The 18,081-nt window shown below is 69.4% G+C and carries 20 protein-coding genes, 1 tRNA gene and 1 riboswitch; of the genes, 12 read left to right on the top strand and 9 right to left on the bottom strand.

The annotated features are described in order from the left end of the window. Positions 1-110: 110 nt before the first annotated feature. Together ACIA5C_RS17790 and ACIA5C_RS17795 are read right to left on the bottom strand one after the other, a co-directional pair. Positions 111-183: transfer RNA gene (locus ACIA5C_RS17790), tRNA-Arg, on the bottom strand. Between the two features lie 65 nt (positions 184-248). Beyond that, positions 249-1,247 (bottom strand): alpha/beta hydrolase, encoded by a 999-nt coding sequence (locus tag ACIA5C_RS17795; RefSeq protein WP_396055776.1) that lies wholly within the window; start codon positions 1,245-1,247, stop codon positions 249-251. Positions 1,248-1,391: 144 nt separating this feature from the next. On the opposite strand from ACIA5C_RS17795, the gene ACIA5C_RS17800 reads away from it, so the two are divergent. From ACIA5C_RS17800 to ACIA5C_RS17810, 3 genes are all read left to right on the top strand, one after another. Next, a complete protein-coding gene (locus ACIA5C_RS17800) occupies positions 1,392-2,144 on the top strand; it encodes a single-stranded DNA-binding protein (RefSeq protein WP_396055778.1) in 753 nt (250 codons plus the stop codon). 193 nt (positions 2,145-2,337) lie between these two features. After that, positions 2,338-2,808, top strand: a complete 471-nt coding sequence (locus tag ACIA5C_RS17805; protein ID WP_396055780.1) for a hypothetical protein — start codon at positions 2,338-2,340, stop codon at positions 2,806-2,808. A gap of 57 nt (positions 2,809-2,865) precedes the next feature. Beyond that, positions 2,866-3,891: a PCC domain-containing protein gene (locus tag ACIA5C_RS17810; protein WP_396055782.1), complete on the top strand. Its 1,026-nt coding sequence runs from the start codon at positions 2,866-2,868 to the stop codon at positions 3,889-3,891. A 48-nt stretch (positions 3,892-3,939) separates the two neighbouring features. On the opposite strand, the gene ACIA5C_RS17815 is transcribed toward ACIA5C_RS17810, so the two are convergent. Beyond that, positions 3,940-4,914 carry a DMT family transporter gene (locus tag ACIA5C_RS17815; RefSeq protein ID WP_396055784.1) on the bottom strand — a complete coding sequence of 325 codons (975 nt, stop codon included), beginning with the start codon at positions 4,912-4,914 and terminating at the stop codon, positions 3,940-3,942. 203 nt (positions 4,915-5,117) lie between these two features. Between ACIA5C_RS17815 and ACIA5C_RS17820 the strand changes: the two genes are divergently transcribed. Together ACIA5C_RS17820 and serA are read left to right on the top strand one after the other, a co-directional pair. Next, the gene (locus ACIA5C_RS17820) at positions 5,118-6,029 is read left to right on the top strand and encodes a phosphotransferase (RefSeq protein ID WP_396055786.1); all 912 of its coding nucleotides are present in this window, start codon (positions 5,118-5,120) and stop codon (positions 6,027-6,029) included. Between the two features lie 164 nt (positions 6,030-6,193). Next, positions 6,194-7,408: a phosphoglycerate dehydrogenase gene (gene serA / locus ACIA5C_RS17825; protein ID WP_396055788.1), complete on the top strand. Its 1,215-nt coding sequence runs from the start codon at positions 6,194-6,196 to the stop codon at positions 7,406-7,408. A gap of 36 nt (positions 7,409-7,444) precedes the next feature. Here serA and ACIA5C_RS17830 read toward each other — a convergent pair whose 3' ends face one another. Together ACIA5C_RS17830 and ACIA5C_RS17835 are read right to left on the bottom strand one after the other, a co-directional pair. After that, entirely contained in the window at positions 7,445-8,173 is a 729-nt protein-coding gene (locus ACIA5C_RS17830) for a hypothetical protein (RefSeq protein WP_396055790.1), read from the bottom strand. A gap of 1,365 nt (positions 8,174-9,538) precedes the next feature. Beyond that, positions 9,539-10,195 (bottom strand): response regulator, encoded by a 657-nt coding sequence (locus tag ACIA5C_RS17835; protein WP_396055792.1) that lies wholly within the window; start codon positions 10,193-10,195, stop codon positions 9,539-9,541. A 219-nt stretch (positions 10,196-10,414) separates the two neighbouring features. Here ACIA5C_RS17835 and ACIA5C_RS17840 point away from each other — a divergent pair, with 219 nt between their 5' ends. From ACIA5C_RS17840 to ACIA5C_RS17855, 4 genes are all read left to right on the top strand, one after another. Beyond that, a complete protein-coding gene (locus tag ACIA5C_RS17840; protein ID WP_396055794.1) occupies positions 10,415-10,900 on the top strand; it encodes a hypothetical protein in 486 nt (161 codons plus the stop codon). Between the two features lie 36 nt (positions 10,901-10,936). Next, positions 10,937-11,527, top strand: a complete 591-nt coding sequence (locus ACIA5C_RS17845; protein ID WP_396055796.1) for a class I SAM-dependent methyltransferase — start codon at positions 10,937-10,939, stop codon at positions 11,525-11,527. Positions 11,528-11,621: 94 nt separating this feature from the next. Continuing rightward, the gene (locus ACIA5C_RS17850; RefSeq protein WP_396055798.1) at positions 11,622-12,113 is read left to right on the top strand and encodes a MarR family winged helix-turn-helix transcriptional regulator; all 492 of its coding nucleotides are present in this window, start codon (positions 11,622-11,624) and stop codon (positions 12,111-12,113) included. After that, positions 12,110-13,855, top strand: coding sequence for an MDR family MFS transporter (locus ACIA5C_RS17855; protein ID WP_396055800.1), 1,746 nt, complete (start codon positions 12,110-12,112; stop codon positions 13,853-13,855). Before ACIA5C_RS17850 ends, ACIA5C_RS17855 begins: the two co-directional genes overlap by 4 nt. Before the next feature lie 55 nt (positions 13,856-13,910). On the opposite strand, the gene ACIA5C_RS17860 is transcribed toward ACIA5C_RS17855, so the two are convergent. The 4 genes from ACIA5C_RS17860 to ACIA5C_RS17875 all read right to left on the bottom strand — a co-directional run bounded on the left by ACIA5C_RS17860 (position 13,911) and on the right by ACIA5C_RS17875 (position 15,913). Continuing rightward, positions 13,911-14,693 carry an ANTAR domain-containing protein gene (locus ACIA5C_RS17860; protein ID WP_396055802.1) on the bottom strand — a complete coding sequence of 261 codons (783 nt, stop codon included), beginning with the start codon at positions 14,691-14,693 and terminating at the stop codon, positions 13,911-13,913. 47 nt (positions 14,694-14,740) lie between these two features. Next, positions 14,741-14,911, bottom strand: a complete 171-nt coding sequence (locus ACIA5C_RS17865) for a hypothetical protein (protein ID WP_396055804.1) — start codon at positions 14,909-14,911, stop codon at positions 14,741-14,743. 242 nt (positions 14,912-15,153) lie between these two features. Beyond that, on the bottom strand, positions 15,154-15,669 hold the full coding sequence (locus tag ACIA5C_RS17870; RefSeq protein ID WP_396056648.1) for a DUF1360 domain-containing protein: 516 nt from the start codon (positions 15,667-15,669) through the stop codon (positions 15,154-15,156). Between the two features lie 4 nt (positions 15,670-15,673). Continuing rightward, positions 15,674-15,913, bottom strand: coding sequence for a DUF6158 family protein (locus ACIA5C_RS17875; protein ID WP_396055806.1), 240 nt, complete (start codon positions 15,911-15,913; stop codon positions 15,674-15,676). Positions 15,914-15,970: 57 nt separating this feature from the next. Between ACIA5C_RS17875 and ACIA5C_RS17880 the strand changes: the two genes are divergently transcribed. The 3 genes from ACIA5C_RS17880 to ACIA5C_RS17890 all read left to right on the top strand — a co-directional run bounded on the left by ACIA5C_RS17880 (position 15,971) and on the right by ACIA5C_RS17890 (position 18,080). Further along, positions 15,971-16,417 (top strand): hypothetical protein, encoded by a 447-nt coding sequence (locus tag ACIA5C_RS17880; RefSeq protein WP_396055808.1) that lies wholly within the window; start codon positions 15,971-15,973, stop codon positions 16,415-16,417. 10 nt (positions 16,418-16,427) lie between these two features. Then, positions 16,428-16,760, top strand: coding sequence for a DUF3817 domain-containing protein (locus ACIA5C_RS17885; RefSeq protein ID WP_396055810.1), 333 nt, complete (start codon positions 16,428-16,430; stop codon positions 16,758-16,760). Positions 16,761-16,977: 217 nt separating this feature from the next. Continuing rightward, positions 16,978-17,099, top strand: a riboswitch (cyclic di-AMP (ydaO/yuaA leader). 48 nt (positions 17,100-17,147) lie between these two features. After that, a complete protein-coding gene (locus ACIA5C_RS17890) occupies positions 17,148-18,080 on the top strand; it encodes an NlpC/P60 family protein (RefSeq protein ID WP_396055812.1) in 933 nt (310 codons plus the stop codon). Position 18,081 lies beyond the last annotated feature (1 nt).

The following is an 18,081-nucleotide window of genomic DNA, read 5'->3' on the forward strand; positions in this document are numbered from 1 at the left end:
GCCGCAAGCGCAACCACCGCAACGTGGGGTGTCCGGGGGCTCGGCCCCCGGAGGGAAATGGAGCGAGGCCCCGGCCCGCGCTTTCCGCGGGCAGGGGGTGGCGACTCGCGCGCGCCCGGCAGGATTCGAACCTGCGACCGATGGATTAGAAGTCCATTGCTCTATCCGCTGAGCTACGAGCGCGTGGGTGCTTAGCGTATCGTGCCGGGGCCTGAGCAGGAGTGACCAGTGTTGCCTGAGCCGATGCTTCAGGCGACCGATTCTTCGGGTGCGGGCGGCACTTCGATCTCTGGGCGGCCGGGTGGCGGAACGAATGCGTCTATCCACCGGCCGAGTTCGCGGAACACTTCCGCGCGTACGTCCGGGCCGGAAAGCGTGAGGTCATGCACCCCGCCGTCGAACCGGGTGATGGTGACTCGCGGGCCGAGGCCGGGGGCCCAGCGCACGATGTGGTCGACGTCGAGGACGGCGTCGGTGGCGCGGAGGTCTTCGTGCCAGCCTTTGCCACGATATGTCCGGGTCGAGCAGGCGACCAGGATCGGCACGTCGATGCCGAGGCCGGCGCGGAGGCGGTGCTGGCCGTGGCGGATCGCCTGCAGCCAACCGGCGGTGACCGGGAAGCTGATCACCGGTTTCCAGGCCAGGTTGTAGGTCCATTCGCCACGGTGGTCGGTGTGCAGGCTCTGGCCGTACAGCCCTAGTTCGGCGGTCGGCACCCGCCGGTAGGGCGAGCGCTTGCTGAGTCCCAGTACGGCCGTCATCAGCGGGCCTTTGATGAGCCACGGGACGTTGAAGTCGAAGAACGGGCTGTTCAGGAACAGGCCGTCGACCAGGCCTTGGCCTTGCCGGGAGTGCGCCCACAGCGCGGTGAGCAGGCCGCCGGTGGAGTGGCCGGCGACCAGCAGCTGGTCGTGTCCGTGGTCCGAGCGGATGATACGGGCCGATTCGTCGAGTTCGGGGTAGTACTCGGTGAGGCTGCGTGCGAAGTTGGGCGTCTGGTGCGGCAGCAGGCTGCGACCGTATTTTCGCAGGTCGAGCGCGTAAAAGTCCCAGCCTTGCTCGGCGAAGAAGTCGGCCAGGTGAGTCTGGAAGAAGTAGTCGTTGAACCCGTGCACGTAGAGCACCGCACGCCGCGTCGGCCGTTCGGCCCGGCGTCGGACCAGCGTCGCGACGACCGGCCCTTCGTCGTCGCGGCCGAGGTCGATCGTGTGGCTTTCGTAGGGCTCACCCAGAACGTCGATCTCCACGCGACCAGGCTACCTAGCACATGGTTCGCGCGCCGCGACGTCATCCACAGTTCGCCGGGGTTTCCACAGGTTCGAGGTCAAGGTCCCTTTTCCGTACGCGGAAGCCGACATGCTCTGGGCCTCGACGTCCGACAGGAGGACAACTTGTTCGATACAAACCTCGTGGTCGTGGGCAACGTGCTCACCGCTCCCGAGTGGCGACGGCTCAAGGACAGCGGCTCCCTGGTCGCCAACTTCCGGGTCGCCTCGACGGCCCGCCGGTTCGACCGTGACAAGGCCCAATGGGTCGACAGCAACAGTTTCCGCGTGCGGGTGACCGCTTGGCGCCGGCTCGCCGAGGGTGTCGCATCGTCGATCGCGGTCGGCGACCCGGTGGTGGTCTACGGGCGGCTTTACAACCGCGACTGGAAAGACGAGCAGGGCAACAACCGGGTGTCCTACGAGATGGAGGCGTTCTCGATCGGCCATGACCTGGCCCGGGGCCGGGCGAAGTTCTTCCGCACCCGGCTGGCGCAGATGACCAGCGAGATCGAGTCGGCGGAGGCGGAGACGTTCGTCCGGGGTGAGACTTCGGTTCCGCTCACCGCGGACGAGGCACCCGTGGTGTACGGCGATGGCCTGCCCGACCAGCTGGCGGAACAGGAGCCGACGTTTGTCGACGTGGCTCCGGGCGCCGGCCAGGTCCCGTCGCTGTCGCCGCCGTCGCACCCGCCGTCGGAGGAAGCCGGCGAAACCGGAGAGGAGCCCCTTTCCGAAACCGAGGGGACCGAGGAGGAGTCGCCTTCCGACACCGACGACCTCACGCTCGAGGTCGAGCGGCTGGTCGCCGAGCAGCAGCAACCGGCGTCCACCCGGCGTCGCGGCCGCTCGTCCAAGCGGGAGCCGGTCTCGGCCTGACCCGTCGGCCGGAGATCGCTCCCCCGTCGATCTCCGGCCGGCGGCCCCCTGAGTTATTTATCCGACATGCTGAGCTTTGCGAGGGTTATATTCACACCCGAACGGGGTGGGCCGATCAGGTCGAAGGTTTCCGGCCACCCAGCCGACCTGCCCGATTGGTCCGGACACCTGTCCGCCCGGCAGACTGGGCGACGTGCTGTTGAAGGAGATCCGCGCGATCGCAGGCGAAGCAGTGGTGCTCTCGCCACAGGACCGGGCCGCCGAGGACGCCAACACCAGCTGGTTCGGCGCCCCACCGCACGAACGCATGGGCATGTCAGCGGACGAGGTGGTGGCCGCCTTCGAGGAGGCCGCCGAGGCGCTCCGTGACAAGGTGGCCGCTGCCGGGCACCCCGGGCCGGCCACGTTCTATGTCTGGCACGACGGCCAGGCCGGGCAGCTGAGGTGTTCGGTCAGCACGGCCACGCACGACGATCTGCCGCTGGGCAGCGCCTATCAGGTGACCGCCGATCTGCACGCGATCGTGCAGGAGTTCCTGCTCGACCGGGCACCGGGCGCGATCAACTGGGGTTCGATCGAGCCGATTCCCTACCTCGGGGAGGAGCGCGAACACACGGTCGAGTCGGTCTCGGTGTGGGCGTGCGACTTGTGCGCGAAGGCCTGATATTTCTTGGCACGGCGTGGGGCCGGGTGGCTCCGCGCCGGGCCGAAGGGAGCCTGCGTGCATCTGGTCAAGGTCGGCCGCGATCAGGAGGTTCTCGCCACGATCGGGCGGGCCGTCGCCAGGCTCGGAGTCACCGACGCGGCGATCACGCTGGTCGGTGCGGTGCACGAGGCCCGCGTCTCGGTGATGCGGAAGTCCGACGCTTTTGACGATCTGGTTCGCGACTATGCCCAGCCGTTCGAGCTGACCGGCACCGGCGAGGTCTCCGGCGGGGCGGTCCACCTGCACGCCACCCTGGCCGGGGAAGATCTCGTGGTGTGCGGGCATCTGCACGCGGCCACCGTTCGGGACTTCTTCGTCCACGCCTATGTGACTCCCTTGTGTACCGGAGGTCCGACCGTGCCCAAGCTGCGCGTGCACAACATCACTACGTCGCTGGACGGCTTCGCGGCCGGCCCGTCGCAGGACTCCGAGCACCCGCTCGGCGTCGGCGGCGAGCGCCTTCACGAGTGGATCTTCAAGACCCGCTACGGGCGGGCGATGATCGGGCGGGACGGCGGCTCCGAGGGCCTCGACGACGCGTTCCTGCGCCGCGGCGACGACAACATCGGCGCGACGGTGATGGGCCGCAACATGTTCGGCCCGATCCGCGGCGCCTGGGGCGACAACTCCTGGTCGGGCTGGTGGGGCGACGAGCCGCCCTACCACCACGACGTCTTCGTGCTGACCCATCACCCGCGCGCCGACCTGACGATGAGGGGCGGCACCACGTTCCACTTCGTCACCGACGGGCTCGACGCCGCACTGGCCCAGGCTTTCGCCGCGGCCGCCGGCCAGGACGTACGCCTGGGCGGCGGCGCCGCCACGATCCGCGCCGCCCTGACCGCCGGCCTGGTCGACGAACTCCACGTGACGGTCGCCCCGATCCTGCTGGGCACCGGCGAGCCTCTCTTCGCCGACAACGCAGCCGCCGCCTACCGCGTAACCGACTTCACCCCGTCCGACCAAGTCACCCACTACGTCCTGACCAGGCCCGCCCCACCGAACGCCAGTCCCGCCCCACCGAACGCCAGCCCCACCTGACCGGAGGCCAGCCCCGCCGACCCCAGAGCCCAGCCTCCCGGGCGAGGATCAGAGCGGAGTGGGCTCAGTCGAGGGGTCGGGCTTCGGGTCGGCGTGGGCGTCGACCACCTCGGCCTCGGTGTGCGCCCCCGGCCGGTCGGCCCGGTCAGCCGCAGGGTCAGCGGAGCCGTCACCCGCCAGTTCGGCCGATGCGTCAGCCGCCGGGTCGGTGGAGCCGTCCGCTGTGCGCCGCGACAATCCGATCACGCCCCACGTGATGACCACCGCCGCGACCGCCACCACGGCCAGGCCCGCGTGCCCGAACCGGAACCGCTCGTCGAACACCACCACCCCGGCGATCGCCGCCGCCACCGGGTTGGTCACGCTCACCGCGGCCAGCGGGGCGGCCAGCCCGGCACCCTTGTAGGACAGCTGGCCGAGCAGGTAGCCCACGACCGAGAAGATCACGACCATCGTCACGATGAACGGGGAGATCGCCTCGACGCCGGACGCCCTGATAGACGCCATCACGGCCTTGGACAGCACCGACGCGATCCCGAAGGCGACACCGGCCGCCCCGGCCAGCAGGACCGCCCGCATGCGAGCTCCCGCAAACCACGCCGCGCCGCCGACCACGACAACCGTCACCAGCGTGGCCAGCGACAGGTAGCGCCCGGCGGGGGCCGACAGCAGCGCCGGGCGGCCGGAGTCGACCGAAAGAGACATGATCAGCGCGAGCCCGGCGACGGTCAGGCCGGCGTCGACCCATGACGCCGGGCCGACCCGCACCTGGTAGCGCAGCGCCGAGATGGGCAGCGCGAAGAGCAGGGTGAGCGTGCCGAGGGCCTGGACGATCGCCACCGTCCCGAAGTTGAGCGCGAGGACGTGCAGCAGCACTCCGGCCGCGGTGAGCGTGAGCGCGGCCGCCCACCGCGTACGACCGCGGTGGCCGTGCTCCGCGAGGCGCTCCTGGGCGACTGCGGCCGCGGCGTAACTGGCCGCCGACAACATCGACAGCCCGACCGCCAAGCCCAGAGACCCCATGGACACCCCCATCCGAGCTTGCCCCAGCTTGCTACCAGTCAGCCTGTCGGAGATGCGCGAATCGGGCGTCCTCCCCTGGTTGTAACCGTCCCTACATCTTTAGCGGTACGTCGACCTGCTTGGCCGGAAGCGACGTAAACGTACGAACCACTCAAAGAGTAATTGGCTGTCGGGCCCACCACCCGGGCTGCCAGGATCGCCCGATGAGCACCCCGACCCGCATCACCTGGGCCGACCTGCCGCCCGAGATCCAGGCGCGCGCCGAGCAAGTGGTCGGCGACCAGGTGGTCGAGGCGCGTTCCCAGACGCAGGGCTACTCCCCCGGCACCGCCGACCGTGTGCGCACCGCCGGCGGCCGGCGCGCCTTCGTCAAGGCCGTCAGCCCGGCGATCAACGAACATTCGGCCATCCTGGCCCGCCAGGAATTGCGGATCACGGCCGCCCTTCCCGAGCGGGCCCCGACGCCGCGCATGATCGGCGGTTTCGACACCGGCGACTGGGTCGTCCTGATCCTCGAGGACATCGCCGGCCGCCACCCCGGGTTGCCCTGGTCCGACGCCGACATCGACACCGTCCTGACCGGCCTCGACGACCTCGCCGCCGCCCTCACGCCATCGCCGCTGCCCGACGTTCCGCGCGCCGCCGATCATCTGGCGCGCGACTTCGCGGGCTGGGAGCGGATCGACGCCGACCCACCGGCTGATCTCGATTCCTGGGTCCGGGCCGGGCTGCCGGCCCTGCGCGCCTCGGCCGCCCGCGGCCTCGCCGCGACGGCCTCCGGCGACACTCTCGCGCACTGCGACATCCGGGCCGACAACATTCTCGTACGCGACGACGGCCGCCCGATCTTCGTCGACTGGCCGTGGGGCTGCGTCGGCCCGGCGTGGCTCGACCGACTCCTGCTCGCGGTGAACGTGCTGGTCAACGGCGGCACCGCCGACCGTCTCCTGACCGGCCTCGACCCGGAGGTGGTGACCGGCGTCGTGGCCGGCCTGACCGGCTTCTTCCTGCACACGAGTCGCACGCCACCGCCACCCGGCATCCCCACGGTCCGCGCCTTCCAGCGCGCCCAGGCGGACGCGCTGCTGCCGTGGCTGCGAGGGCGGCTGGGTTGACGACTAGGTGAGCGACGGGGAGATCGGCGGTAACCGGTAACGGCCATCGCACTAGGTGGGAGTCTCAGCACACCGCCCCGGTCCGGACAATCCCGGGCACTAACCTGATAGGTCGGGCTTCGGCGTGGCGGCCCGGACGGCAACTTCACACGGAACGGAACAAGATGATCGACCAGGCCAAGGTACGAGTCCTTCTGTTGGAGAACATCCATCCCGACGCGGTGTCCCGGCTCGAGGCCGCGGGCTACCAGGTCGAGTCCGTCCGCACCGCCCTTGACGAGTCCGAGCTGATCGAGCGGATCTCCGGTGTTCACCTGCTCGGCATCCGGTCGAAGACCAAGGTGACCGCGAAGGTCCTCGACGCCGCCGACAGCCTTGTCGCGATCGGCGCCTTCTGCATCGGCACCGACCAGATCGACCTGCCCTCGGCGTCGTCGCGCGGCATCGCGGTGTTCAACGCCCCGTTCTCCAACACCCGCTCGGTCGTGGAGCTGGCGATCGCCGAGATCATCTCGATGACGCGGCGGCTCACCGAGAAGAACGCGTTGATGCACCAGGGCATCTGGGACAAGTCGGCGGACGGCGCGCACGAGATCCGCGGCCGCCGGCTCGGCATCGTCGGCTACGGCAACATCGGCACCCAGCTGTCGGTGCTGGCGGAAAACCTCGGCCTGCACGTTTCCTTCTACGACACCGCCGACAAGCTGGCCCTGAGCAACGCCCACCGCTGCGCCAGCCTCGAGGAGCTGCTGGAGACCAGCGACATCGTCACGCTGCACGTCGACGGCCGCCCCGGCAACGCCGGGTTCTTCGGCGCCGAGCAGTTCAAGCGCATGCGCCGCGGCACGATCTTCCTCAACCTGTCCCGCGGCATCGTGGTCGACCACGTGGCGCTGCGCGACGCGCTCGACAGCGGCCACCTGGCGGGCGCGGCGGTCGATGTGTTCCCGAGCGAGCCCAAGGGGCGCGGCGACGAGTTCGTGTCCGAGCTGCGCGGGCTGCCCAACGTCATCCTGACGCCGCACATCGGCGGCTCCACCGAGGAGGCGCAGTCCGACATCGGCGACTTCGTCGCCAACAAACTGACCCACTTCGTCGAGGACGGCAACACGACGCTCAGCGTCAACCTGCCCGGCGTGGCGCTGCCCGAGCAGCCGGGCATGAGCCGCGTCGTCCACGTGCACGTCAACATGCCGGGCGTGCTGGCCCAGGTCAACAGCATCCTGGCCGAGCACAAGGTCAACGTCGAGGGCCAGCTGCTCAGCACCCGCGGCGAGCTCGGCTATCTGATCACCGACATCAGCGGTGGGTTCAGCGACGAGGTGCTGCACCGGCTGCGCGCCATGGAGCAGACGGTCCGCCTGCGCGTCCTGTCGTGACTGCCCGGGCCGGGCACGAAGGTGGCCGGCCCGCCGTCAGGCGTTATCCACGTTGAGCGACCCGATCGCCGCCGCCGTGGTCACGTCGTAGCGGTCCCGGTGTGCCTTCCAGTCCTTCGGCGTCAGCGTCGATCCGGGCGCGATGTCGTGCAGTTTCCGGGTGCCCGCGACCACGTCGTTCGCACCTCCGCCGACCTTGACCCGCACCGGGTTGTCGGCGGGCGACCGCAGCGCCAGCCGATCCACCGCACCGGTGATCTTCACCGGCACGGTCCCGGACGGCGCCGGCAGCTGCAGCTCGGCCTTGTGCATGCCGGCGACCATCTCGACGCTGCTGACCTTGCCGCCGCTGAGGTTGATCCGCTGCTCATCGGCGTACCCGGAAAAGCGCAACTGCCACCGTACCGCCGTGGACAACACGACCTGGATCTGGCCACCGGTCCCGGTGCCGTCACGATCGACCTGCAACTGCACGTCGTTGCCCTTGATCGCCGGGCTCGGCTTGATGCCGGCGTCGGCCGGCGTGCTGATCCGGTAGAGGTCACCGCCCAGGTCCTTCATGCTGACCTGCACGGTGCTGGCCCCGGCCAGCAGTTCGAAACTCGCGGCCTTGCGGTCGCCGATCGGCGCGCTGACCGTGCGCTGGGCGCTGTCATTCGCGGCCGGGCTAGCGCTGCGGCCGGCCACCCGGTCGTCGTTCCGGTCACCGCCGGAGAAGTAGACGACGCCGGCCACTGCACCCGCCAGCAGCACGACAACCCCCATCAGGACCAGCCCGACGGTAACCAGCCTCGGTTGCCGCGGCGCCGCCGCTTTCTCGCCTTTTCCCGTACGCGCGGAGCCCGCACTGTGCTGCCCCCCGTCAACCGTCCGATGACCGCCGGTCCGTCCACTGTCACCACGCCCGACCGATTTGTCCGCCCAGCCGCGCTCCGCCCGCCCGAACTCCCCGCTCGGCGCATCCCACGCATACCCGTCCGACCCCGACGATCCCGCCCCACTGCCCGGCAAAGCCTCCGACCCGTCCCAACCAGTCGAAGTAGACCCAACCGCCCCAACTCCCGAGCCGGCCTCCAAATCCAACGACCCGCCGCCACCCCACCCCGACCCGGTCAAGCCCGGAGACACAGCCCCAGACCCACCCCGCCCGGCATCCGCCGCGAAGGACCCACTCCAGCCGACATCGGCCGCAGAGGATCCGCTCTCCGAGCCCGCGGAACCCGAACGCTCCCAGCCCGGCCCCGCCGGTGGGAACGCCCCGCTGCCCGACCCCGCGGAACCCGAACGCTCCCAGCCCGGCCCCGCCGGTGCGAACGCCCCGCTGCCCGACCCGATCTGGCCGGAATTGTCGGACGTCGAGGCCGCCGGCCCCGAACCGGTCCAGCCCGAACCGGTCGAGGTCGACGGCGCCGTTGACGGGGCGGAGTTGCCCGCGGGGAGCGCCCATCTCCCGTTCACCTGGTGAGCGGTCCGGCTGCTTTCGGTGGCGGGCTGCCCGAGTACGGGAAGCGCCTCGGCCGGAGCCGCCGCACCCGGCCCTTGTGTCGCCTGACCGCGCGAAGAACCGTCGCCGCGCGAAGAACCGTCGCCGCGCGAAGAACCGTCCCCGCGTGAAGAACCACCGCCGGGCGCCGTGGCGCCCGGTGCGCCGCTCCACGGACCGCCGGCGAACGATCCACCTTCGACGGTCGTGCCGCGCGGGATCCGGGCGGGCAGAGCGGCCCCGGACCGCCTCGGCGAGATCGGCCCGGACGTCACGCCGAAGGAGGTGCGTCCGGCGCTCGCCGGGCCGAAGTCGGGCTCGGGCGGCGGTTCGGCCGGCGGGGCGTCGCCCTCGGGCCGGGCGGCGCCGTCCTCGGCCGCCGCGACGCGCGGGCCGAACCAGGTCGACGAGGTTGTGCCCGGTGTCGGGCTGGCCTCGGGGACCGGCAGCTGTACCGGCGGACGGCGAAAGGGCGGTTTGGCGACCCGTCCGGACGGCGCCTCGGACGCGGACACATCGGACAATGCGCCGTCGGCAGTTGTGCGGTCCACGGCATGCCTCCCCTGATCACGCCGTATGAGCGGCGCTCATGTTCAGGTACGGATTCCGCAGCGTTGCGGATGAGTGCTGACGTGAACTACTTAGAGTTACGGGCGATTGGGACGGATCAGCCCACGGCGGGTCGCAATGGCGACCGCTTCCAACTGACTGTGCGCGCCGAGCTTGGCGAGGACCGCTTTCACGTATCCGCGGCACGTGTGGAGGCTGATGCCCAACCGCCGGGCGATGGCCCGGGCGTCCAATCCGGCCGCCATCAGCTGCAGCACCTCGTCCTCACGGACGGTGAGCCCACCACCGCGCGGACCGACCACGGGTGTCGTGCTGCGCAGCAGCCGGGCGAGGATGTCGGTGGACACCGTCATGCCGCCGCCGTGGGCCGTACGCAACGCGTTCAGCACGTCGCCGAGCGCACCGTTCTTGGACAGGAACCCGGCCGCGCCGGCCGCCGTCGCGCGTCCGACCAGGGCGGATTCGTCGCTCGCCGTGAGGATCACCACACGGGTGTCCGGTTGGCGGACACGGAGCAACTCCGCGATGGCGATGCCGTCCGCATCGGACAGTTCGGGATCCAGCAGGATCACGTTGGGTTTCAGTTCCGCGGCGAGCCGCAGTGCCTCCGCACCCGTGAGCGCGTGGCCCACGTACCTCAGGTCGGGTTGGCCGGCCAGTGCGTGTCCGAGCAGCTCGGCAAACGTCTGGTGGCCGTCGACGACGAGGACGCTGATCGCTTCGCCGTTGTTCATGCGCCACCTTTCCTCTGACCGACCCCGCGAAGTCTAAGGAGTACCAGCATTGATCCCCGACCTACCAACAGCCTGGTGGTCCGACGGGCCGTCTCCGTTCCGTCGGTACGCCCGATGACGGGTTGAAGCCAAGCGGCCGTCATTACCTATCTTTCGGGTGAGTGGCCCCCTCGCATTGGGGCTTGCCGCTCAACTCTCTCAGACGCAGAGTTCCGTTTCATGTTCGACATCCAGCTCTTCGGCCGGCTCGAGGTCCGGACCCGCGGTGAGTGCCTCGCGGGCGACGACTTCGGCGGCGACCGACCGCGCATCCTGTTCGCCCTGATCGCGTTGCGTGGCAAGGCGTCCATCTCGGAGCTGGCCGAACTGTTCGGTACCACCAAGCGGGCGATCGAAACCGATTTGGCCGTGTTGCGGGAGCATCTCGAGCCCGGGGTAAATGCACGCGATTCCGTTGTCGTCACTCACCGCAATCACGTGGCTCTCGATCAGGATCGGGTCCGGGTCGATGCAGCCCGTTTTGACGAATTGATCTCGGCCGCCGCCGGCCGGCCGGCCAACCGCGCGGTCAAGCCGCTCACCGCTGCCGGTTTCCTGGCGTCCCGCCCGTTGCTCGAGGACGTCGACGAGCCGTGGGCCGCCGAGGCGCGGGCCGAATACCGGGCGAAGCTGGTGCTGGCCGGCGATGTGACCCAGCTTAAATAGGGCGCGGTCACCGGAGCCGGCGCGCAGAATCGCCCGGTGCACCTGACCCTGCTGCCGGTTCCGCTGGCCCCCGAGATCTCGCTGCACCTGCTCGACGAGCCGGTCGGCCTGTTCGATCTGACCGGTGGCGAGTTCCACAGCGACGAGCCGCCGCCGTTCTGGGCGTTCGTCTGGGCGGGCGGTCAGGCCCTCGCCCGTTACGTGCTCGATCATCCCGAGGTGGTGGCCGGCAAGCGGGTCCATGACCTGGCGACCGGTTCCGGCGTCGCGGCGATCGCCGCCGCCCGGGCGGGCGCCGCCGACGTGAGTGTCAGCGACGTCGATCCGGCCGCGGTCGCCGCCGCGATGCGTAACGCCGCGGCCAACGGTGTCGAGATCGCCGAGGGCGAGCCGGCCGGTGACGTGATCCTGGCCGGCGACGTCTTCTACAGCCCCACGGTGGCGCCTCAGATGACGTCCCGGCTGCGTAATGCCCGCCGGGAATCTGCCGATGTGCTGGTTGGCGACCCCGGCCGTGGGTACTTCCCGGAGAGGCTCTTCCAGCAGCTCACGGCGTACGTCGTGCCGGTGCCCGCGGCGCTGGAGGAGACCGGGTCGCTGTCGACCGGCGTGTGGCGGATGCGATGAGCGTCACTGGCCGCTGAGCCTTCGCGAATTGGTTTCATCAAGCAAATACTTGTACGCTACATGCATCAATCTCCTGCACTGAACGGCAGACATAGTGCGCAAATCGGACGCTAAGAACGGCACCGCGCGCCTGGCCGACGAAGTCATTCGATTCATCCGGCTGGGCCAGCGTGCCAAGAGCATGCTCAACACCGGAGACCTCGGTGCGGAGTTCTCCGCCCTGATGTTGCTGTTCCCGCTGAACGTGATGGGGCCGATGCGGGTCACCGACCTGGCCGAGCTCAAGCAGGCCGACCCGTCCACGATCAGCCGGCAGGTCGCCCAGCTGGTCAAGGCCGGGCTGGCCCGCCGGGAAGCGGACCCCGTCGACGGGCGGGCGTCCCGGCTGGCGGTGACCGAGTCCGGCGTCGCCGCCTGCGAAAAGCTGCAGCACCTGCGCCTCGGCATGCTCAGCGAGGCCCTCAACCACTGGCCGGACGAACGGATCGTCGCGTTCGCCGACCTCTTCGAACAATTCAACAGCTCGGTCGAGGCGCTTCTGCGTCAGGAACCGGCCGCAACACCACCCACACGGGAGATCGCGTGAGCAACCCCAAGACCACCGAGCCGGCCATGGCCGGACCGCCGGCCGCCGCCCAGCCTTCCGCGGACTTCAGCCATCGCCAGATCCTGACGATCCTCGCCGGTCTGATGATGGGCATGTTCCTCGCCGCCCTCGACCAGACGATCATGGCGACGGCGACCCGGACGATCGCCGACGACCTGCACGGCTTCAACCTGCAGGCGTGGGCCACGACCGCGTTCCTCATCACGTCGACGATCTCCACGCCGCTCTACGGCAAGCTGTCCGACATCTACGGCCGCCGCGGCTTCTTCCTCTTCGCGATCAGCATCTTCGTGATCGGCTCGATGCTCTGCGGTCTCTCGCAGAACATGTACGAGCTGGCCGCCTTCCGCGCGATCCAGGGCATCGGCGCCGGTGGCCTGATGTCGATGGCGCTGGCCATCATCGGTGACATCGTCCCGCCCCGCGAGCGGGCCAAGTACCAGGGCCTCTTCCTCGCCGTGTTCGGCACCGCGAGCGTCATCGGCCCGCTGCTCGGCGGCTTCTTCGCCGGCCAGGACTCGATCATCGGCATCACCGGCTGGCGCTGGATCTTCTATCTGAACGTGCCGATCGGCGTCGCGGCGCTGGCCGTCGTGGCCAAGGTGCTGCACCTCCCGCACACCCGCAACGACCACCGCATCGACTGGCCGGGCGCGGTCGCCCTGATCGTCGGCCTGGTGCCGCTGCTGACCGTCGCCGAGCAGGGCCGCGACTGGGGCTGGGACTCACCTCGCGCGTTCGCCTGCTACGTCATCGGCGCGCTCGGCATCGTCGCGTTCATCCTCGCCGAGCGGGCCTACGGCGACGAGGCACTGCTGCCGCTGCGGCTCTTCAAGAACAAGACGGTCGCGGTCGGCTCGATCTCCAGCACGATCATCGGTATGGCGATGTTCGGCGGCCTGCTGACCGTCCCGCTTTACCTGCAGATCGTCAAGGGCTCCTCGGCCACCGAGGCCGGCCTGCAGATGATCCCGTTCGTGATCGGCATCATGGCCGGTTCGATCACCGCCGGCCAGCTGATCGCCCGCACCGGCCGCTACCGGATCTTCCCGATCATCGGCAGCACGCTGATGGTCGCCGCGCTCGTGCTCTTCGCCACGATCGGCGCGGACACCCCGCTCTGGAAGACCATGCTGATCATGGTCGTGATGGGCCTCGGGCTCGGCGGCAACATGCAGCCGATGATCACGGCGGTGCAGAACGCGGTCTCGCCGCGCGAGATCGGCGTGGCGACCAGCTCGGTGACCTTCTTCCGGTCGATGGGCGGCACGCTCGGCACCGCGATCTTCCTGTCGGTGCTGTTCAACGTCGTCGGCGGCAAGATCGCGTCGGCTTACCGGTCGGCGGGTGCGACCGACGCGTTCAAGCAGTCGGTCGCCCAGAACCCGGGCCAGCTCCAGGTTCTCCAGCAGGCCCAGAGCGGCAGCGCCCTCAACGACACCTCGTTTTTGGGCAAGCTGTCCGCGGTGGTGGCCCACCCGTTCAAGGTCGGCTTCTCCGACGGCATCCAGGTGGTCTTCATCCTGGCCGCCGCGGTCATGGTCGTCGGGCTGATCGTGGTGCTCTTCCTGCCCGAGATCCCGCTCTCCCGCCGCTCGGCCCAGCAGCAGCGCGCCGACGACGTCCTGGCCGCCGAGAACAGCATGGGCGTGCCGGGCGAGGTCGGCGCCGGGCCGCTGCCGGCCGACGAGCCGGTCCCGGCCGGCAAGGACAACGCCTAAAGATCAAGGTCAAAACCCGTGAGGGGTACGCACGTCCGCCGGGCGCGTGTGCCCCTCACTGCTTTCGGGCGACCGCCACGACGAGGCGGTCGGCGACCGTTCGCCGGTCGAGTCCCAGGCGTTGCGCGGTGTCCTGCAGGAACGCGTAGGCCTCCTGCACACCACAGTTGCGCTGCGCGATGATCACGCCGACCGCCCGGTCGACGGCCGCGCCCTCGACCAGAGCGTCCCGGCGGCGGATCTCCCCCAGCAGGATTTCGGCCTGGGTGGCGATCGCCATCGCGGTCAGCAGCATCGACGGCGCGATGCCGTCCGGCGCCTCGGCGTAGAGGCTCAGCGCACCGACCGAGACCCGCTGCACGTCGATCGGGACCGCCACCACCGAACGCACGCCGCTCTGCGAAGCAACCGGTGCCAGGTCGGGCCAGCGCTCGTCGCCGATCAGGTCGGGCGACGTGACGAGGGTCCGCGTACGAGCAGCGTCGAGCCCGGGGCCGCTGCCCACGGCGTACGAAATCTCGTCGAGCTGTTGCCCCGCCGGACCATGCCCGGTGATCGTGGCCGGACCGCCCTCGCTGATCAGGGTGACCGAGCATCGGACCGCACCCGGCACCGCGCTCGCGCCGAAGGCCGCGAGCCGCTCGACCGCCTGAGTGAAGCTGTCGGCGCCGAGCAGCAGCGCCGTGACCTCGTGGAGGAGTCCGGCGGTCTCGACCGTGTGCGGGCCGCTCAGCTCGCCGGAACGCGGGCGCCCGTGGCCGGACACCGACGCGCGGCGCAGCAATCGCCGGGCAAGACCGGGCTTGGACGCCGAAATGCGGCGATTCTGGGCGGACACGCGCTGGATCCTGCCATGGGGATCGACCGGCACGGAAGTCGCGTGCCCTACTGGGCGCTCTGATCGGAGGAACGCTCCTCGACGGGCTGCGGGTCGTGCTCGCGCCGGTCCGAGTCGGCGAGGATCGCCTCCGCCTGCGCACGCGGGTCGTCGCTTCCGGCCGCTCGCTCCTCGGGGAGCAGTTCGGCGGCGCGCTGGTCGGTCCGGTCGTCGGTCATGGTGATCGGCTTCCCCCGGTGGCCCGCGACCGAAACCGAACAGGGCCCCCGGATTGCTCCGGAGGCCCTGCCCACAAAGGTGTCGGTGTGCATGTCGCCTCGCGGCGAAAGGCTCAACACGGCTCCAGCCGAACGGTATTCCGTGAAGGCAAAGTGGTGAGGCCCGGGGACAGTGAACACACCGACATCTGCTCTCAACGGTCGGTCCCGGTCCACGATTCCGTTAGCGGTTGTGACGCCGGTCACTCCACTTGTTTCTTCGCGGCGTCGTAGGCGAGCTGCAGGAAGTCCGACACGGCCGTCGCAGTGAGGGCGGCGGAGGCGAGCCGAGTCGCGCGGGGTGCCAGCACCAGACCGCCGGTCAGGCCGGTGGCGACCCACACCGCGAGGCAGAACGGGCAGGTCACCAGCTCACCGATGCCGTGCCGCACGGCGCTGCCCTCGTCGCGTACCTCCTCGTTGAGCTCGGCCGCACCGGCCGGGGCCGAATAACGGGTGAGCGGGGCGCGCAGCGGGCTGGTCACCGCGTCCTTGGCGAGCAAACGGCTGAGTTTGTGGGTGGCCACCGACACCAGCGCCACGTCGGCCAGCGAGGGCCGCTCGGGCGCGGATCGCCCGAGCAGCCGGGCACCGGCGACCAGGCTCACGCCCAGCGCGCCGAAGGCGCCCATCGCCACCAGGTAGCCGTCCAGCGGGCGGTGCTCGTGCGGCGCGTACGCCTGGCTGACGTGCGCGACCCGCTCCCGGAGTGCGCGGATCACCTCAGAAGTCCTGGGTGAGGCGGCTCGGGTCGACCTCGCGGCCGGGGTGCCGGACCACGTACTCGGTCTCCAGCGCGGCGGTGCGTTTGAAGTGGTTGGCCAGCGCGGCGTCGGGGCCGTGCCGCAGCGTGCTCAGCCGGGTCCGATAGAGGCTGGACAGCTCACGGAGGAGGTCGTCCTCGGTGAGCTCGGCCGGATCGATGCCGATCTCGAAGACATCGGCCTGCGTTGCGTCAGTCATGACTCTGCGGGTGCCCGCTCAGACGATCAACAAACCCCCACTTGTACGCTCAAAGGCATGAAGGGGCTGTGGACTCCCGCGTGGCTCGCGCGGCACCTTTTGGCCCTCGCCCTGACCGTGGGATTCCTCGCGCTGGGCTGGTGGCAATTCGACCGCGCCGCCGGCGGAAACACGCTGAGCTGGGGCTACACGTTCGAATGGCCGATATTCGCGGGTTTCGTGGTCTTCCTCTGGTTCCGCGAGGTGCAGGTCGCCCGCCGGGGCCCCGATGGAGAGGAGCCTGCCGAGACGCCCGTCGAACCCCCAGCGCCGGCCGGGAAGCTTCCAGGCGCGCCTGTTACGGTCGGCCGGCCGGTGCGGGTCCCGGTCAAGGCCGCGGCCAACGAGGACGACCCCGAGCTGGACGCCTACAACGACTACCTGGCCTGGCTGGCGGCGCATCCCGGCGCCCGGCCGGGCGACTACCCCGGCCCGAGGCGGGTCGAGCAAGAGCGGACACAGTAAGGACGTCGAAGTGCACGGAGCTCTCGTTCGTTACCGGATCATCGCCTGGATCGTCGGCGTGGGCCTGCTCGTGCTGGTGCTCGTCGGCATGCCGCTGAAGTACGCCGCCGGTAACGACACGGTGGTGGCGATCGTCGGCCCGGCGCACGGCTTCCTCTTCATGATCTACCTGGCGCTCACGTTCGATCTCGCGCGCCGGCTTCGCTGGCCCTTCCTGCGGATGATTCTGGTGATGGCGGCCGGCACCATTCCGTTCCTCTCGTTCTGGACCGAGCGGAAGGTGTCGCGTGATTGGGCACGTACTGAAAATGACGACGCGACTCTGGCAAAAAGTCCGGTTTGAGCCTACAGTTCTACGCGTTGCTCATGCCGAATGACAATGCGTTATCGGGATCATCGACACATACCGGTCTATTGGCATAATTCACTCGGATAGCACTTGATTTTGAATTTCCCATCGATAGGTTGGTGCGGTTGGTTCGGTCCGCAGCCACACCCTCCGGTGGCGCCGGCCAACGCTGCCTAATCATCACGGCGTGTTTGGCGCTCTCCCCCGGGCGTTGTTGAAAGCGCGTCGTGACGAGCCGGGGAACCGTGTTCGTTGGGGTGAATCCGCGTCAGCGGTAGGGCCTTCTTCCCGCCCGAATCCGTCAGCTAACCCGGTAGGCGGCCGAGCGGAAGAAAGGCCACTACACCCGTGCCACACCCCCGCACGAGGCTGAGAGCGCTCGTGATCGCGGTGACGGCATTCGCGGTCACCCTGACCGGTGCCCAAGCCGCACACGCGAGCCCCTCGACAAGCGATCTGACCAAGCAGATCGACGCGCAGTCCAAGCAACTCGAGGTTGTCGTCGAGTCGTACAACGCGATGAACATCAGCCTCCAGAAGACGCAGTCCGATCTGACGAAGCTCCAGGCTTCCCTGGCCCCGGCGAAGGCCGCCCTGCAGAATGCGAGTGCGCAGGTCGGCACCATCGCCACCACTGCCTATGTGCAGGGCCGGGTCGGACCGATGAGCGCCCTGCTGGACGGCAACAGCGGCGACCTCATGGCGAAGATGGGCTTCCTCGATCAGCTCCAGCAGTCCAACCAGCGCGACATCGACAACTTCACCCAGACGACCCAGACGTTCGCCCAGCGGCAGACCGAGTTGAAGTCGACTCAGCAGAAGCAGGCGGCGCAGCTGGCCGAGATCAAGGCCCGCAAGGCCAAGATCGAGAAGGACATCAAGTCGCTCAAGGCGAAGCGGACCCAGGCGTACGGCAGTCCGACGCAGTCCGGTCACAAGTACACCGGCTCGATCCCGAACGTTTCGGGTGACGCCGGCGTCGCCGTCCGGTACGCGTTCAACGCCATCGGCTCGTCGTACGTGTTCGGCGCCGACGGCCCGGGCAGCTACGACTGTTCCGGTCTCACCATGGCCTCGTGGAAGGCGGCGGGTCACTCGCTGCCGCACAACGCGGCCGCACAGTGGGGTGACGTGGCGCACATCAGCCGCGGCGACCTCGAACCCGGCGACCTGGTGTTCTACAACAGCCTCGCGCACGTCGGCATCTACGTCGGCAACAACCAGATCATCGACGCCCCGCGCGAGGGCGAACCGGTCGACAAGCGCTCGATCAACCGTGGCATGCCGATCTACGGCTACGGCCGAGTGACCTGAT

Origin of the sequence: Actinoplanes sp. NPDC051343 (assembly GCF_044455125.1) — a bacterium.
Lineage (GTDB): Bacteria > Actinomycetota > Actinomycetes > Mycobacteriales > Micromonosporaceae > Actinoplanes.

Bases quoted from the DNA above. Each gene is read 5' to 3' on its own strand.
- ACIA5C_RS17880 (WP_396055808.1), top strand. From the start codon at position 15,971: ATGAAGGGGCTGTGGACTCCCGCGTGGCTCGCGCGGCACCTTTTGGCC.
- ACIA5C_RS17830 (WP_396055790.1), bottom strand. From the start codon at position 8,173: ATGGGGGTTGTCGTGCTGCTGGCGGGTGCAGTGGCCGGCGTCGTCTAC.
- ACIA5C_RS17820 (WP_396055786.1), top strand. From the start codon at position 5,118: ATGAGCACCCCGACCCGCATCACCTGGGCCGACCTGCCGCCCGAGATC.
- serA (WP_396055788.1), top strand. From the start codon at position 6,194: ATGATCGACCAGGCCAAGGTACGAGTCCTTCTGTTGGAGAACATCCAT.
- ACIA5C_RS17835 (WP_396055792.1), bottom strand. From the start codon at position 10,195: ATGAACAACGGCGAAGCGATCAGCGTCCTCGTCGTCGACGGCCACCAG.
- ACIA5C_RS17815 (WP_396055784.1), bottom strand. From the start codon at position 4,914: ATGGGGTCTCTGGGCTTGGCGGTCGGGCTGTCGATGTTGTCGGCGGCC.
- ACIA5C_RS17840 (WP_396055794.1), top strand. From the start codon at position 10,415: ATGTTCGACATCCAGCTCTTCGGCCGGCTCGAGGTCCGGACCCGCGGT.
- ACIA5C_RS17865 (WP_396055804.1), bottom strand. From the start codon at position 14,911: ATGACCGACGACCGGACCGACCAGCGCGCCGCCGAACTGCTCCCCGAG.
- ACIA5C_RS17875 (WP_396055806.1), bottom strand. From the start codon at position 15,913: ATGACTGACGCAACGCAGGCCGATGTCTTCGAGATCGGCATCGATCCG.